The 17,256-nt window shown below is 34.5% G+C and carries 15 protein-coding genes; all 15 read right to left on the minus strand.

Translation table 11 applies throughout. The annotated features are described in order from the left end of the window. Positions 1-12 precede the first annotated feature (12 nt). The 15 genes from V5J73_RS05115 to ppsA all read right to left on the minus strand — a co-directional run bounded on the left by V5J73_RS05115 (position 13) and on the right by ppsA (position 17,204). Positions 13-1,005, minus strand: coding sequence for an MlaD family protein (locus V5J73_RS05115; RefSeq protein WP_338648069.1), 993 nt, complete (start codon positions 1,003-1,005; stop codon positions 13-15). 8 nt (positions 1,006-1,013) lie between these two features. Continuing rightward, positions 1,014-1,766, minus strand: a complete 753-nt coding sequence (locus tag V5J73_RS05120; RefSeq protein WP_338648070.1) for an ABC transporter ATP-binding protein — start codon at positions 1,764-1,766, stop codon at positions 1,014-1,016. Between the two features lie 6 nt (positions 1,767-1,772). After that, positions 1,773-2,555: an MlaE family ABC transporter permease gene (locus tag V5J73_RS05125; RefSeq protein ID WP_338648071.1), complete on the minus strand. Its 783-nt coding sequence runs from the start codon at positions 2,553-2,555 to the stop codon at positions 1,773-1,775. Positions 2,556-2,833: 278 nt separating this feature from the next. Continuing rightward, positions 2,834-5,422, minus strand: coding sequence for a cation-translocating P-type ATPase (locus tag V5J73_RS05130; protein ID WP_338648073.1), 2,589 nt, complete (start codon positions 5,420-5,422; stop codon positions 2,834-2,836). 61 nt (positions 5,423-5,483) lie between these two features. Beyond that, positions 5,484-6,431 (minus strand): sodium:calcium antiporter, encoded by a 948-nt coding sequence (locus tag V5J73_RS05135; RefSeq protein WP_338648075.1) that lies wholly within the window; start codon positions 6,429-6,431, stop codon positions 5,484-5,486. 248 nt (positions 6,432-6,679) lie between these two features. Further along, positions 6,680-6,967, minus strand: coding sequence for a chaperone modulator CbpM (locus V5J73_RS05140; protein WP_338648077.1), 288 nt, complete (start codon positions 6,965-6,967; stop codon positions 6,680-6,682). 2 nt (positions 6,968-6,969) lie between these two features. Then, on the minus strand, positions 6,970-7,872 hold the full coding sequence (locus tag V5J73_RS05145; protein WP_338648078.1) for a J domain-containing protein: 903 nt from the start codon (positions 7,870-7,872) through the stop codon (positions 6,970-6,972). A gap of 208 nt (positions 7,873-8,080) precedes the next feature. Next, complete coding sequence (locus tag V5J73_RS05150; protein ID WP_338648079.1) at positions 8,081-9,142, minus strand: reverse transcriptase domain-containing protein; 1,062 nt, start codon at positions 9,140-9,142, stop codon at positions 8,081-8,083. A gap of 499 nt (positions 9,143-9,641) precedes the next feature. Continuing rightward, positions 9,642-10,796: a phospholipase D-like domain-containing protein gene (locus V5J73_RS05155; RefSeq protein WP_338648080.1), complete on the minus strand. Its 1,155-nt coding sequence runs from the start codon at positions 10,794-10,796 to the stop codon at positions 9,642-9,644. Next, positions 10,783-11,886, minus strand: a complete 1,104-nt coding sequence (locus tag V5J73_RS05160) for a site-2 protease family protein (RefSeq protein ID WP_338648081.1) — start codon at positions 11,884-11,886, stop codon at positions 10,783-10,785. The genes V5J73_RS05155 and V5J73_RS05160 overlap by 14 nt, the downstream gene beginning before the upstream one ends. A 97-nt stretch (positions 11,887-11,983) precedes the next feature. Beyond that, entirely contained in the window at positions 11,984-12,973 is a 990-nt protein-coding gene (locus V5J73_RS05165; RefSeq protein WP_338648082.1) for an NAD(P)-dependent oxidoreductase, read from the minus strand. 27 nt (positions 12,974-13,000) lie between these two features. Further along, positions 13,001-13,306: a zinc ribbon domain-containing protein gene (locus V5J73_RS05170; protein WP_338648084.1), complete on the minus strand. Its 306-nt coding sequence runs from the start codon at positions 13,304-13,306 to the stop codon at positions 13,001-13,003. Between the two features lie 215 nt (positions 13,307-13,521). Beyond that, positions 13,522-13,980 carry an OsmC family protein gene (locus V5J73_RS05175; RefSeq protein WP_338648085.1) on the minus strand — a complete coding sequence of 153 codons (459 nt, stop codon included), beginning with the start codon at positions 13,978-13,980 and terminating at the stop codon, positions 13,522-13,524. 35 nt (positions 13,981-14,015) lie between these two features. Further along, entirely contained in the window at positions 14,016-14,771 is a 756-nt protein-coding gene (locus V5J73_RS05180) for an SDR family oxidoreductase (RefSeq protein WP_338648086.1), read from the minus strand. Positions 14,772-14,783: 12 nt separating this feature from the next. Next, on the minus strand, positions 14,784-17,204 hold the full coding sequence (ppsA, locus tag V5J73_RS05185) for a phosphoenolpyruvate synthase (RefSeq protein ID WP_338648087.1): 2,421 nt from the start codon (positions 17,202-17,204) through the stop codon (positions 14,784-14,786). Positions 17,205-17,256 lie beyond the last annotated feature (52 nt).

Consider the following 17,256-nt stretch of genomic DNA (forward strand, 5'->3'; position numbering starts at 1 on the left):
TCAAATTAAAATCTATTTCTGCTCTTCTTCTTTTTTCTGCTCTTTCAGTTTTGCTTTTTCCTGTTTTTTAAAATATCCACGAAATAGAAAATTGTGTTTCAAGGCTTCCATGTTTTGATTTAAACGGGAACTCGCTTGGTTAATGTTAGTCATCGTAGAGTCTATTTTTTGAACTAATTTTGGGTTATTAGATAAGTAGTTGATAGCTCCTTTTCCATCTTTAATATTTGCAATTGTCAAGTTGAGGTTACTTACTACCTTATTTATTTCGCTACTAGATTGGTCTAAATTGCGTACAACTGCTTTCATATTATTGGCAACAGCTGTATCTTTCAAAAAGCCTATCACATTGTTTTTATTTTCTAATGAAGAAATAAGTCGGTTTAATTTTGTCACAGACTCTGAGGTTTCTTTTCCGGTAATTTTTAAATAATGCATTGTTTTTTTGAAATCATTAGCTAAAGTAGAATCCTTAATTAATACTCCTACTGTCCCTTTTCCTTGATTTATTTCCTGTGTAATTTTAAGTAAATCAGCTGTAAGAAGTGCTGCATTTTTATTGGTCACACCAAGAGTATTCAGCATATCATCTGTACGAATGCGGCTTAGAGATTGAATTTCATCTCCAGGTTGTACTGGGGCTTCTATTCCTTTGCCGGGAATAATATTTATAATCATGTTACCCACCAAGCCATCAGAGCCTATGGTGGCAATAGCATTTTTTCTAATGTGAGGAAAGATGGTGTTGTCAATGAGCATATTAACTTGAATGACAGAGTCGTTAACCATATCTATCGCGCGTACCGTACCTACATTGATACCAGAGTATCGTACGTTATTTCCTAATTGTAAGCCACTTACGTTATTAAAAACCGCTTTAAGATGATTGGTTTTTCCAAACATTTTTTGCTTATCGCCAATGAAGTACACTGCCAGTACAAATAGCGTTAATCCGATGATAACAAAAAGTCCGAGACGCAGTTTTTGTGAAGTCGTTTTTTCCATAGATAATCTTATTTAAAGAAAGCTTGTACTTGAGGATCAGTTGAGGTGGATAATTCCTCAAAAGTTCCTTCGATATAATTTATACCACCAACCAGTAAAATCATTCGGTTCGAAATCACTCTGGCGCAATCTACGTCGTGTGTTATTATGATTGCCGAAGTATTGTATTTTTTTTGGATGGATTTCATTAAGAGTAAAATTTCCTTCGCGGTGATAGGATCTAAACCCGTAGTTGGCTCATCATACAGTATTATTTTTGGTTGTAGAATTAAAGTTCTTGCCAAAGCAATCCTGCGTTTCATTCCACCCGAAAGTTCTTCTGGCATTAGATTTATAGTATGAGCGAGCCCAACATTTTCTAAAGCTTCCATAACGAGTGGCGTGGTGTCTTTTATATTACCAAATTTTTTTTTGTGACGGCGTAGCGGAAATTCTAAATTTTCTCTGACGGTCATTGAGTCGTAGAGTGCGCTACCTTGAAAAAGAAAACCTACTTCTGTGCGTAGATCATCTAATTCCTCTCGGTCAAGTTTACTGATATCTTTGCCCATTATTACTATAGTTCCGCTGTCATGTTCTTCTAATCCAATGAGGCATTTTATCATAACAGATTTTCCAGAACCTGATTTTCCCATAATAACTAGATTTTCTCCTTCATTCAAAACCATATTAAAACCATCCAAAACATGATTGTTACCATAGCTTTTCTTTAAGTCTTTGATTTCTATAATGGTTTTTTTATTTGGTAGAAGTGTATTCATAATCAGTTATAAATCGTAAAAAATATCCGTGATAAAAACAGCAACAAAGTCAATAATAAACAATAACATTGAAGTAAAAACCACTGCAGAATTAGCTGCTAAACCTACACCTGCAGTTCCTTTTTTACAGTAATACCCTTTAAAACAGCCCACCAGGCCGATGGCAAACCCAAAAAAGAACGTTTTAATGGTTGCAGGGATTAAATCCCCAAATTCTAAAGCGTCAAAAACTTGATTGTAATACAATAAAAAGGAAACATTTCCCTTAATATTTTCTACCAGAAAAGAGCCAAAAATGGCAATAGTATCTCCAAAAAAAACAAGAATTGGTAACATAAAAGTAGTAGCTAATATGCGGGTTACTACTAAATACTTGAAAGGATTTGTGCCAGAAACTTCCATGGCATCAATTTGTTCTGTAACTCTCATAGACCCTAATTCAGCACCAATTCCAGAACCAATACGGCCTGCACAGATTAGAGCGGTTATGATAGGTCCAATTTCTCTAATGAGGGAAATACTCACCATTGAGGGCATCCAAGAAACTGCTCCAAATTCCTGTAATGTGGGACGGGATTGTAAAGTGAAAACCAAACCAATAATAAATCCTGTTACGGAAACAAGTAATAAAGACCTATTTCCCATATAAAAGCATTGCCTAAGGAACTCTTTGAATTCCGAAGGGTGCTTAAAAGCTTCTTTGAAAAAACGACCAGCAAAGTACGAGAGCTCACCAACTTCAAGTAAAAAACTTTTAAACAATTCGATTATTTTATAAATAGTATTCATTAGTACACGAATTACTTTTTAATAGAAAAATAGCTACTCAAATATACAATTATTTGTCTGATTATCAGTATTTAAAGATGCTGTTCGATTATTTTTTTTTAGTAAAATAGATTTAGAGAAATAAGTTTTTTTAAAATTATAATTTCTATTTTGGCTTTTTGAGGTGTAATTCAAAAATGAAATTTAGATGAAATGAAAAAAAATAAAAAGGGAACAAATTATTTTCAAAAAGTCCTATATCAATATGAAATAGGGATTGAATTAAAGAAAATAACTAATTAAGGTTGATTGTTGCTGTTTTTTACCCATTTTTCTATTTCTACAGTCCAAAAAACTATGCTTGATACAGCCAAGGTGAGTCCCATTTCATGTAAAGTAAGTGGTTGTGTTTTGAAAATTTCATTAAAGAAAGGCATATAAATAATCATAAATTGAAGTGCAATGGTTATCAACAGTGCACCGACCATAGGTTTGTTAGAAAAAAATCCAATTTTGAATATCGATTTATGCCCAGAACGAATGACCATTACATGTCCTAATTGACTAAAGCAAAGTACAGTAAAAGCCATCGTTTGCCAATGTGTGTTTGCCAAATGTATAGCATAAGCCTGCATTCCTATAGTAACGCAACCCATCAAAAAACCAACCCATAAAATATGCAGAGCCATACTATTTGAGAAAATATTTTTAGTTGGATTTCGGGGATTTCGTTTCATAATATTTGCTTCAGCTGGCTCTGAGGCTAATGCCAATCCGGGCAAACCATCGGTCACTAAATTGATCCAAAGAATGTGAATAGCTAATAATGGAATAGGTAACCCAAAGAACGGTGCTAAAAAAATGGCCCAGATTTCGCCCGAGTTTCCAGTCATTATGTACTTGATGAATTTCAGAATATTATCAAATATTTTTCTGCCGTGTTTAACTGCAACAATAATGGTAGCAAAGTTATCATCCAATAAAATCATGTGAGAAGCTTCTTTGGAGACTTCGGTTCCGTTGATTCCCATTGCAATTCCAATGTCCGCATTTTTAAGTGCTGGAGCATCATTGACACCATCACCGGTCATGGCTACAAAATGATTTTTGGATTGTAAGGCATTAATGATTCGAAGTTTCTGTTCGGGATTGACACGGGCATATACCCGTACTTTCTCTACGATTTTTATGAATTCGGTTTGTGTTATTTCAGATAATTCGTTACCTGTCAGCACAAGATCCTCGTTAGAAGAAATGATTCCCAGTTTTTCGGCAATTGCTTTTGCAGTGAATTTATGATCGCCCGTAATCATTACTGGAATAATACCTGCTTCCTTGCACTCTCTGACGGCTTGTCTCGCTTCTTCTCGTGGTGGGTCAATCATGCCTACAAACCCAATAAGTGTGAGTTCTGTTTCAATTGTTTCCGAATCTAAGTTTTCCGGTAATGAGGAGAGTGTTTTCATGGCATATCCTAAAACCCGATAGCCTTTCTGCGCCATTTCATTTACTTTTTGTTCAAATTCGGGAATATTTGATTGTTGATCGGAATTCAGTTTTTTAAACAATTCATCTACGGCTCCTTTTGTAATTACTATAATTTCAGTAGCAATATTTTGGTTTTGATGTAGAGTAGTCATGCATTTTCTTTTGGAATCAAAAGGCAATTCAGCAATTCTAGGAAATATTAGTTCTAAATCAGTACGGTTTAAATTTTTATCGAAAGCATATTGTACTAAGGCTACCTCGGTAGAGTCGCCTAGCCATTTTCCGTTTTCATCTTTTGAGACATCGTGATTTAAAGCCATTGCATGAAGAAGCTTGTTTTTTTGTTCAAAAACAGTATTGTATTTTGTGTCTGATGTTTCAAAAATTTCCTGTACAGTCATTTGATTCATCGTAAGGGTTCCTGTTTTGTCAGAACAGATGTAGGTAACAGAACCCAATGTTTCTACGGCTGGTAATTTCCGAATGAGTACATTGTTTTTGGCTAATTTCTTAGCACCAAAAGCCAAAGCAATAGTAACTAATGCGGGTAAAGCCTCTGGAATGGCAGCAACAGCAAGTGAAATAGACGTTATTAACATAGTCATCATCGATTCGCCTCGTAACCATCCAATCCAGAAAATAATAGCACATATAATGAGTATAATGACTGATAATCGTTTGCCAAAAGTGGCTAGTCTTTTTTGTAATGGTGTAGAGATTTCATCGGTTTGTATCATTTTTGCAATGTGTCCCAATTCAGTTTGCATTCCTGTTGCCACTACATATCCAAGGGCACGCCCATTAGTAACCGAAGTTCCTTTGTAGCCCATATTCGTCTGGTCTCCAAGTGCGAAGTTCCCGTCTGGAAGTTCTTCAATGCTTTTTTCTACATTGTTAGATTCTCCGGTAAGTGCTGATTCGTCTACTTTTGTTTGATGTGTTTCAAAAAATCGAATGTCAGCTGGGATAACGTTGCCGGCCTCAAGTACTACAACATCACCCGGAACCAAATCAAGAGCTGGAATATCCATCATGTTTCCTTCTCGTAAAATACGGGTATGATTTGCTGCCATTTTTTTCAATGCTTCCATCGCTTTTTCGGCCCTAAATTCTTGGATAAACCCCACCAGAGCATTAATAATAATAATTGCAAGAATAATTATTGTGTCTGTAAGATCACCTAATATGCCTGATATAATTGCCGCTATAATCAGAATCATGATCATAAAATCAGATAACTGAGAGAGTACCATTTGTAGTATTGTCTTCTTCTTTATATCTTCAATTTGGTTTTTCCCATATTCACATAAGCGTTCAGATGCCGTTATGGAATCAATACCGGATGGAGTTGTGTTTAGCAACTGTATTATTTCGGATAACGGAAGTAAATGCCAGTTCATTATATTGTTTTTTATTTTTTGTAAAACAGTAATCCCATCATAAGTGCATAGACTAATGCTATTAAAGCGTTATCAATAGCAAGTTTCCATTTTTTTCTTCCTTAAATACGATGCCTATAATCCCTATAGCGGTTATAATAATAGTTCCTAGGACAGGTGTTATATGATTGGGAAAGGTATATTGAAAAATGGGACCTTTCGTGTACAGTATATCGTCAAGGGCAAGAATGGCAATATTAAAAATGTTACTTCCAAAAATATTACCAATTGCCAGATCGATTGTTCCCATCCGGATAGCAGCTATCGATACGACTACTTCGGGTAATGAAGTGGAAGCGGCAATGAATAAAGTACCAAAGAAGCTTTGTCCCAAACCACTAGCTTCTGCAAGATGTTCTCCAAAGTAAGGCAATAGCATAGCTGCAGTCATCAAAACGATAGCATTCAAAATATAACGGAGTACCACTTGTTTTAAGGTTAACGAATAAGTGTTTTTTCTTTCCTCCCGAAAATTATTTTCTTTTTTTTGGTAGAGAAAAATAACTCGGATTGCGATAAAATATAAAATAAGAAATAATAGGATAAATTCTCCAATCCAAATGATAGTTCCAAAAATATCGGGCATTAGAATAGCAAAGGAAACCAAGCTCATTAATATAATTCCGAATGATGCCACAATAATATGGCCTGTTTGTGTAACGGATGTTAATGGTTTTTTATGGTCATAAAATAAGTCCATTAAGGAAATTATAAGGATATTGAAAGCACAACTACCTACAATATCACCAACAGCGAGATCTGGAGCATCTAGAAAAACTACAGAACTGATTCCGGTCATCAATTCTGGCATAGATGTTACTGATGCTAGTAAAATAATACCTATAAACATTTTCCCCCAGCCCATCATATCTGCCATTATATCTCCATACTTAGAAAGCCGAGAGCCTGTTCTAATTATTACTGCTGTGGCAAAAATAAACCCGAGAATTTCCAGATATATCAAATTCATATGAAAAGTAATTATATTTTTAGTGTCTTTGACTTTTTTATATACAGCTTTTGCGCAGTAGTTATGAATTTATTCAGTAGGCACTTTATCTAATACTTGTCTAATAATAGGGCTTATTTCTGTTGTTTTTTTGTTGGGTGAGTTTGGTAGTTTCTATTTATATCAGTGGAATTACTTATCAAGAAAACATCAATTTTTTTAAATGAATTATTATAATTTTTAATAGGAGTGAGGACAGTTTTTATAATTTAACTTTCGTACCGTCGCAATTTGTTTTTAAGAGCGGTCAATTCATTTTGCAATACATCAATCTTTTGTAGCAAATTGAATACAACATCAATTCCCTCAATATTGATATCTAATTCCTGATGGATGCGAATCATTTTTTCTATTGCATAAATAGCATCTGAATCTATATATTGGTTACTTTCGATTGTTTTTATTTCGAATAGACCCATTTCACTGAGGTTTATAAAAAAAGACAGTTCTACTTCATAGTGAGTGCATAATACAGGTATCGGTATCAGATTTTTCATGTTCATGAGTTTCTTAGTGCAGCAAGTTCAGTAAATAATTCTTTTTCTTTTTCAGAGAGAATAGTGGGAATTTGTATTTGATAGGTTAGGTACAAGTCTCCAAATTCACCTTCCTTTTTATATACAGGAAATCCTTTTCCTTTCAGTTTTACTTTTGTTCCATTTTGGGTTCCAGGTTTTACGGTTAGTTTTACTTTTCCATCAAAAGTGTCTGCGGTAATATCGCCGCCTAATATCGCTGTATATAAATCTAAAAAGATAGTGGAGTAGAGGTTGTGTTTGTCTAATTTAAAATTGCTGTGATTTTCAACACTAAAAGTTATATACAAATCTCCTTTTGGTCCGCCATTTTCTCCTTCGCCACCAAGTCCGCTAATTTTTATTTGTTGCCCATTTTCTACACCAGCAGGGATGGTAATCCGAATATTTTTACCGTTAATTGTTAAGGTACGTTTGTGGGTGGTATAAACATCTTTTAGGTCAAGATGCAATTCAGTAGTGAAATCTTGTCCTTTAAATTGGGCACTGCGTCCTCTTTGTCGCCCTGATGTGCGCCCACCAAACATTGATTCAAAAAAATCGGAGAAATCACCGCCACCGCTATATCCACCACCAAAACTATCTTGTTGCCCACCTCTTGAGTATTGCCCGTGTTGTTTTGCTTTTTCATAGTGCTCAGCATGTTGCCAGTTTTCACCATATTCATCGTATTTTTTACGATTTTCAGCATGACTCAATACTTCATTGGCTTCATTGATTTCCTTAAATTTTCTTTCGGCTTCCTTATCGTTTGGATTTAAGTCGGGATGGTATTTACGGGCCAGTTTTCGATAGGCCTTTTTAATCTCGGCATCGGTTGCTGTTTTATCCACGTCTAGAATCTTGTAATAGTCTATAAATGCCATTTGGTTTGTTTTTATTTAATTTTTGACCGTAATATTACTTTAGTCGAAGATGCTCATTGTATAAGAAACTCAAAATCTGCTTTAATTTTTATTGTATCGCTAATCATTTTTGAAGTAAATTTTTAACCAATATTAAAATCAGAAATTTTAAAAAAAAACTCTAAAAAAGAGTTTCATATTAATGGTTTTACTAAAAATGGTTTCAATTTCATATGGGTAATAATGCATCATCCATAGCTTTTAAATCTTGTTTCTTTTTTAGTTCTTTCAAGAAAGATTTATAGGCTAAAAATTCGATGTCTTTTGGGTTTATTTGCAACACAAAATTTATTTTTCCCAACAAATGTTCGAGATAATTTTTTTGATCAATTTCTTTGTACTCGCGGTGTTCCTCAAAACCAAATTTCTTGATATAATACATGGCTTGCCTTAAATCATTGCGTTTGTGGAAGGCTACTTGCGGTTTTTCATTGACAACTACACCTGTAACGGTTTGACGAGTGTTTTGAGTCATGAGTTTAGTCTTGTTTTTATTGATGCGAAGGTTTATTTTTTCAACAGTTTCAATTACTTTATGAAGTAGTTTATTCTCATCAAAATTCCCTGAAAAACTCATGTCGTCAGCATAACGGGTATATCTTATTTTATTCAGTTTACAGTAAGCGGCAATCTCGGCATCGGCATTTTTAAATATTAAATTCGAAAGATACGGGCTTGTGGGCGCACCTTGAGGCAAAGTGTTGTCTCGAGTACACAATTTAGAGAGCAATTTCGATACCATCTTAGAATAGCCTAATTGGTGAAACTCTATTTCGACTAATTCAAAAGTGATAGAGGGAAAGAAATTCTCTAAGTCTAACGCAAATACTTTAGGCTGATTTTTATGAAATTTCAAGTTTTCAATAAGGCTAACATTAGTTTTATATGCTTTCGCAAAAGGGCTTGTGGGAACTTTATTAAGGATGTTTCTCAAAATCCAGATTTGTATTTCTTTCAAACTCGGAAGAGGCTCAGATATAAGTCGCTTTGTGCCATCTTTTTTTTCAATCTGGAAATCCCGGTAGAAGTAGTGAGGATAAACAGTCGCTTTTTTTAAGTATTCTTTTTTGTACCCCACCAAAAGGGATAAATGGGTTGGATTGTAAATTACAGGAACGTTATGAGAAAATAGTACTTCGGCATAGTCCAGACAACGTTGAATATTAGGTAGTGAATAGCCTATTTTATGGGATTTCTCTGTAAATGTATCTTTGTATAGTGCAAAATCCATAGTGTTTAAATCATTAATGGAGTAGGGACTATTTTGTCCCTAACCCCGATTAAGAATACCGGTTTAAAAGTTCGGAGCTCTGCGGAGAATCTTTTAAACCTGGTGCTTGAAAGAACATTCAATTACAGAGCAGTGACTCACGGCTCCGATGTTAACCCAGGCTAACAAATTTCTTTGAGAAATGAACTAGAAAAATAATTCATCCTGACTGGGAATAAACACAATTTTACTACTTAATTTGGGAGTTTTACTCTCCAAATCTTTCTGAATCCAATCCTCTTTTTTTTTAGTTTTTATTCGGTGTGGTTCCATTGTTTGATGTTTGTAATTATCTTACTGTTAGTTGTTTATGCACTTTTAAAGTACATATAAAGTTAATTAAAAATATTGTATTAATAGTACTAATAGTAGTTATTTTTTAAATAATAATTTTGTTTTTGGTAATAAAAGATACTTTTTTGTTTTGTAATAAAAAAAGGAAGGTACTGGTTCTATAAAATCAATTATAAAATCGTTTGTAAGGTGTATAAGTAACAATTATTTCAATGATTCGAGTAATGCAATACGAAATAAAATTAATGAATTTTGATACGATTTTGCCTTTGATTTTTAGTGAGTTAGGTGTTATTTTTTGGCATTGAGCAATAATTTTGATGAGGTGCGTATGAAACATTTCAGCAAATAAGACAGAATTTATTTCGACATTCATTTCGAGGCTCCCGTAGGAACTTAAATTATTCAAGTTAAAAGATCCTATTGTTACCCAATTGCCATCTATTACAGCTGCTTTTCCGTGTAAAACAGATTGGTTCCATTCATATAATTCAATGTTGTAGTTGAGAAGTTTTCTATACAAGAAGCAAGTCGCCCGTCTTGTCATTGGAAGATCTGATTTACCGGATAAAATCAATTTGATGGTTACTTTATTTTTTGATGCTTTTTTCAAAGCTCGAATAATTCGGATTCCGGGAAGGAAATAACTTCCCACAATGATTATTTCTGTTTTTGCATTTCGGATGGATTTTATGTAGCTATCACAAATCTCATTTTTTCGTTTTAACCAATCATTCTGTAGGATGCGGACCATCGCATCTTCTTCAATAGGAAAGTAGGATTTTATTTTTTTGTTTTGGAAGCGTCTTTTTTTTAAATAAATATCGCTACATAATTTTTGCAAAGGCTCGGCAATTTCTCCTTTTATTTGCAAGGCATAGTCTAACCAAGGAGCTTCTGCATGTGAACCACAATATTTATCAGCAATATTAATACCGCCAATTAGGACCGTTTTTGCATCGGAAACAATAACTTTTCGATGCAGTCTTCTACCAAGATAAAAGGTATAAGTAGAAAATAAAGGAGCAAAAAAACGAATGTTTATACCGCTTTGCCTCATTCTCTTTATTGTTTCGGAGGGAAATGATAATGAGCCCAAACCATCCAAAAGAACATAAACTTTGACTTTGCGTAAAGCCGCTTCCTCTAATGCTTTAATAATTCTATTTCCAGTTGCATCGTTTTCAAAAAGATACATTTGCATGTGAATTTCAAACTTTGAATTCCGAATAATTGCTTCTAATCGAGAAAAATAATCTTCGCCACTATAAACAAGCTCTAGATTTTTTGAAATAACAAAGCTATTTTTACTTTCTATCATGGGCTTTATTTATTTTCACTTCGTTAATTAAAAGAAATTCCATAAGATTTTCAACATCTAAAATACCAACCACCTTATTGTTTTCCATAACGAGCATTAATCTTGATTTATTGAGCTGAATAAGTTCAAAAACTTTTTCTAAAAGAGTATCGCTGTCGAGATACACTAAATTTCGATCCATAACATTGTAAATAAATTCATCATCACCTTTTTTTGAAAGAGCCATAATGATTTGATCCCGATTTAGCGTTCCAACCGGAATACCTTCTTCTGTAATCAAAAAATTCTTGTTTTGGCTGTCTAATACCAATTCAACAGCTGTTTTTACCGTATCATTGACATCTATAATTGGGTATTGTTTCATTACGACATCATGAACTTTAAAACCTTTCAAGAGGAATTTAGATTCTGTATAATCGGCTTCAACTTGAGCGCCAATAATAACAAATATACCTATAAAGACTAAAACTGGAGAATTGAAAAATCCAATAATGATGAATCCCATCGCTAAGAGTTGTCCTATTCGTGCCGAAATTCGTGTAGCAACATGTCTTTGTAATTTAAACGATAATAAAGCGCGTAATATTCTGCCTCCATCCATAGGAAATGCAGGAATTAGGTTGAAAATTGCCAACCAGAAATTGACTAAAAAGAAATAGAGAAAGAAATTAGTGGCATGTACTCCATTAGATAATTCAGTCATTAATTGCTCCGAAGTATCAGGAATTGTAATAAAGATTCCAGTGATAAGAGCCAACGCAATATTTACCAAAGGTCCCGCAAAAGCGACTATTAATTCTTCTAATGGTTTTTCAGGAATTCGTTCCAATCTTGCCAATCCACCAATGGGTAAAAGGGTGATGTCTTTGGTTTTTATGTGGTAGTTTTTTGCAGCTAAAGCATGACCGAGTTCGTGCAACAAAACAGTAATAAAGATGCATAAGATAAATACCACTGACCAAATTATTTGAGTAGTATTTTGTCCGGATTTATAGTTCATGAAAATGATAAATAGAATAAGTAAACTGAAGGTCCAGTGTATGAATATTCCAATACCTGATACTTTTCCGAGTTTAAATGATCCTTTCATTTTTTGAGTTTTTAAATACTATTAGCACAGTAAGATTAGAAAAAAATAGACAAGTAAACCTAGAGTTTGTTATTTATAAATGATTTAGAAACGGGGATTAGTTCACCTCATTTCCAGAAATACCAGTATAAGTCCAAGCATTCAAATTAGCAATTGTAGTGTGCGCAATTTCCTCTAATACCTCGTTTGTCAAAAAACCTTGATGCCCAGTAATCATTACATTAGGAAGGGATCGAAGCTTTAAAAACAAATCGTCATGTAGGGGAGCATCTGTATGATCTTGAAAAAATATGGAAGACTCTTTTTCGTAAACATCTAGACCTGCTGCGCTAATGGTTTTATTTTCGATGGCTTCTAATAAATCTTCAGTGTTGACTATAGCTCCATGAGCTGTATTAATAAAAATCACCCCTTTTTTCATTAGTGCAAAAGTATTTTTATTGAATAGGTGTTTTGTTGTTTCATCAAGTAGCTGATGCACGGAAAGTACATCAGCTGTAGTACATAACTCCTCGAGTGAGACGTAAGTGATTGGAATTTCTTCCTTTAGTTTTTGGTTTTCTGTACTGTCAAAGGCTATGATTTTACAACCAAAACCATCCATGATTTTTGCAAAAGCAGCGCCTATTTTTCCAGTTCCTACAATGCCTATTCTTTTTCCATACAAGTCAAAACCTACTAAATGATCTAAGCGATAATCGCCAATTTGCATTAACGTCTGGCCTAAAACTAGTTTTCGATTTAAAGCTAATAATAAAGCTACAGCGAGTTCAGCAATGGCATAAGGCGAATATTCAGGAACATTAGCCACTTTTATCCCTAATGATTTTGCTCTAGCCAAATCTACATTGTCATAATCAGCTGAACGCAGCGTAATATATTTGACACCGCAAGTATATAATTTTTGCAATACATCCTCTGAAGCATCATCAGAAGTAAAAAGTGAAATAGCATCAAATCCTTGGGCAAGGTTGGCGGTACTTTCATTCAAAGGCTGCTCAGTAAAAACTAATTCGTGATTACCATGCGCTGCTTTTTTCAGAAAAGCTTTGTCAAAACCTAATATACTATAGAGTAATACTTTCATTTTACTGCTTGTAATGTGTTGAATCAGTTATAGTTGTTTGCTTTTCCAGCGTTTTAAGGCAGGTAAAATATTGACAGCTTTTTGGATCATATAATCTGGCAGTTTTCTTTTTTCCATGTATTTTTTTACAACATTCCTCATGGCATCCAAATCCATTTCTGGATTTTTAAAGCTGCTATTTACATAGCAAAACTTGCAATAATCATTGCTTTTAATACCATTGTTTTCGGTTCCTTTTAATTTTTCTGCATTAAGAGGCATACCACAACTTTGACAAAAACGGATGTCTTCTATTCTGTTCTTTTTTAAAGAATTTAGTGTAAAGTTTTTCATAGTGTTTCTGATTTTAATGTTTATAATTCAAATTTTAATTCAAATTGTTTTTTGAATTGCGATAAAGTTTCTGAAGGTCCTTTTATGAAATCTAATATTTTCTGTTATTTTTTATATCATTTTTTGCTTCATCATTTTAGTTTTCGCAACAGTTGCAGTGATATATTGGTAATGATTGTTTTATTTTTTTGTAAAAATAATTTACGGATGCTATTTTAAAAGGAATTGCCAAGCGGAACTAAATTATACTCAATTATTATTTCAGGCTCTAACCGAATGGTTGTTTTTATGGCACTTGAAATCAGACAAGCCTTTTCACTCATCTCCAAAATATGCTTTGCTCGCTCCGGTTTTTGGGAATAATGGATGACTAGCTTTGGTTGAAGAATGATTTCGGTTATGGTATGTTTTCCGTTGATTTTATCAACATTACAAGTCGATTTACTTTCAAAGCTTATAAACTGCAGTCTTGAATTTTCGGCAATTGATAGAAAAGTAGTTAATAGACAACTGTTTATTGCGGCAACAAATAGGTGCTCTGGTGACCAAATTTTCTCCATTCCTTTTGGGAATTCAGGAGGTGTAGCGACTTCAATATTTTGCATCAAAACGGGTGAACTTAACATCCCTTTTCTTTTGTCTGACCATTTTAGATTTACTTCGTAAGTATACATCCTATACATTTTTTAGTGGTATTAATACTCAAAAATTATTGTGCGACAAATCCTCCGTCTACTGCCATTGCATGTCCGGTTACAAATGAAGCTTCGTCTGAACACATCCAGACCACAGCGTTTGCTATTTCTTCGGGTTTGCCAAAACGTCCTATTGGCTCTAAACCTGTAAATTGTTCTATTGATTCTTTTGTTTTTCCGGTTAGGCGATCAATCATTGGCGTTTGTATCACTCCTGGACAAACGACATTTATTCTGATTCCAAGTTTAGAACATTCTAAAGCTGTGGTTTTTGATAATCCAATAACTCCGTGTTTAGAAGCTACATAAGCAGGTAAGCCAGCAAATCCAACTAATCCAGCTACTGATGCACAGTTTACAATTGCTCCTTTGCTTTGCTTTAGTATTTCGGGAATTTCATATTTCATACAAAGCCAAATTCCTTTCAGATTGATTGCTAGTGTTCGGTCCCAATTTTCCTCTGTGCAATCTTGTGTTGCTGCTGATTTTCCCTCAACACCAGCATTATTAAAAGCATAATCCAATCGGCCAAAAGTCGCAATTGTTTTTTCAACCATTACTTTTACATCTTCATTTTTAGACACATCACATTTGATAAAAATAGTTTCTGCACCTAAATCCTTAATAAGACCCATTGTTTCACTGTTTTCTATCCAATCTACGACAACTACTTTAGCTCCTTTTTGGGCAAAAGCCAAGGCAGTAGATTTCCCAATTCCAGAGGAACCACCGGTCACGATGACTACTTTATTTTTGAATGTTGCTTCCATAATTCAATCGCTTTACATTAGAATTTTTCTTTTTGTTTCCTTTTCCGCCTCTAAAATATTTTCAATCCCTTTGATCAAAGCATCTGGATTAAACGAGATGCTGTCAATGCCTTCGTTTACTAAAAACTTGGCAAATTGAGGCAGATCGCTCGGTGCTTGTCCGCACAATCCCACTTTTATTTCAAAACGTTTGGCAACCCGAATCGTTTCTTTAATTAGCGATTTTACAGCAGGATTTTCTTCGCTGAACAAATAACTTACCAGTGCTGAATCTCGGTCTAAACCTAAGGTGAGTTGCGTTAAATCATTGGAACCAATAGAAAAACCATCAAAAAGTTTTGCAAATTCATCGGCCATTAATACATTGCTTGGAATCTCAATCATGACATATACTTGTAATCCGTTGATGCCTTGTACCAACCCATTTTTAGACATTTCGGTAAGCACATTTTCACCTTCTTCAACGGTTCTGCAAAACGGGATCATCAGTTTTACATTACGGAATCCCATTTCATTGCGTACTTTTTTCATTGCTTCGCATTCTAAAGCGAAACCTTTTCGATAGAAATCATTGTAATAACGCGAAGCACCACGAAAACCAATCATCGGGTTTTCCTCCTCTGGCTCGTAATATTTTCCTCCGATGAGGTTGGCATATTCATTACTTTTAAAATCGCTCATTCGAACAATAACCTCCTTTGGATAAAAAGCTGCGGCAACAATGGCAACAGCTTCAGCCAATTTATCGATGAAATAATTTTTAGGATCTTCATAACCTTTTGTCAACGCAACTATTTCATCAATAATTACCTGGTCTGTTATTTTTTCAGGATCGCATAAGGCTAAAGGATGTATCTTAATTGTATTCGAAATTGCAAATTCCATTCGCATTAAACCCACGCCCTGATTGGGATAATGACTTAATTCGAAGGCTCTTTCTGGATCTGCAAGAATAAGCATGGGATCCGTTTTTGGCATTTCAAGTTTGCTGAAATCCTGTTCTGATATTTCCCATTTTAATAGACCATCATATACATTTCCAACTGTACCTTCGACACAAGAAACAGTAATTTCCTGACCGTTTTTTATTGCGGAAGTAGCGTTTCCGCAACCCACAATGGCTACGGTTCCTAGTTCTCTAGCAACAATCGCAGCATGACTGGTTCGTCCTCCTTTATTAGTAATAATTGCCGAAGCTTTTTTCATGATGGGATCCCAATCCGGATTTGTCAAATCAGTTACTATAATTTCTCCATTTTGCAATAAATTGCCTTCTTGTGGACTGTTTAGGATACGTGCTTTTCCAGAAGCAATTTTATCGCCAAGCGCAATTCCTTGGGTCAAAAGAGTGCTCTTTTCTTTGAGTTTGTATATTTCCCGAACTTGCTTATTCGCTTTTCCGTGAATCGTTTCTGGTCGTGCCTGAACAATGTACAGTTGGTTATTCAAACCATCTTTTGCCCATTCAATGTCCATGGGTTTTTTATAATGTTTTTCAATTTTAGCACACCATTGGGCAAGTAGAACTACTTCTTTATTATTTAACGAAAATTGATTTTGTTTTTCAAAAGTAGTTTTGGTGTTTCTAATGGTGTTTTCTGCGGATAAATCCTCTGATTTTTCAGAATAAATCATCGTAAATTCTTTTCTGCCACACTGTTTTTTTAGAACGGGATTGAAGTCTGGGTTTTCTAATGTAGGTTTAAAAACCATCCATTCATCAGGAGTTACTGTTCCTTGAACAATATTTTCACCTAAACCCCAGCAACCATTGATGATGATGGTATTTTCGAAACCACTGTCTGGATCTATAGTAAAAGCCACTCCAGACGATGCAATATCGCTTCGTACCATTTGTTGAATGCCAACAGAGATGGCGATATCTAATGTGGCAAACCCCATATCATGGCGGTATTTAATGGCACGATCTGTAAACAAGGAGACAAAACATCTATGAACTGCATCTAGTAATTGTGTTGTGCCGCTGATATTTAAAAACGATTGCATTTGACCAGCAAAACTTGCAGTAGGCAAATCTTCAGCGGTAGCACTACTTCGTACTGCTACATCAAGAGTACTGCTGTTGCATTTTTGACTGAGTAATTGATAGGCAGCATAAATTTCGTCTCGAATTTCATCTGGAATTGAGGCTGATAAAATAAGATTTCTGGCTTTTTCTCCAATTGAAGAAAGATTGGAATAGTGTTGAGTATCTAATGAAACTAATAAATCTTTCAACGGTTTCTCCAAAGTATTCATTTTCCTAAACAGCCGATATCCCTCTGCAGTCACTGCAAATCCATTGGGGATACTAATTCCTAGAGGGTTGAGTTGATTGAACATTTCGCCCAGAGAGGCATTTTTTCCACCTACTTTGCCAATGGCATCAATACCAATTTGGTCAAAAAACAGAATGTATTTGTACTTCTCCATTTCGTATGTTTTTTTAGTATAAACAGACCTTTATTGGCATGTTAGATTAGAA

Source organism: Flavobacterium sp. KS-LB2 (genome assembly GCF_036895565.1).
Classification (GTDB): Bacteria; Bacteroidota; Bacteroidia; order Flavobacteriales; family Flavobacteriaceae; genus Flavobacterium.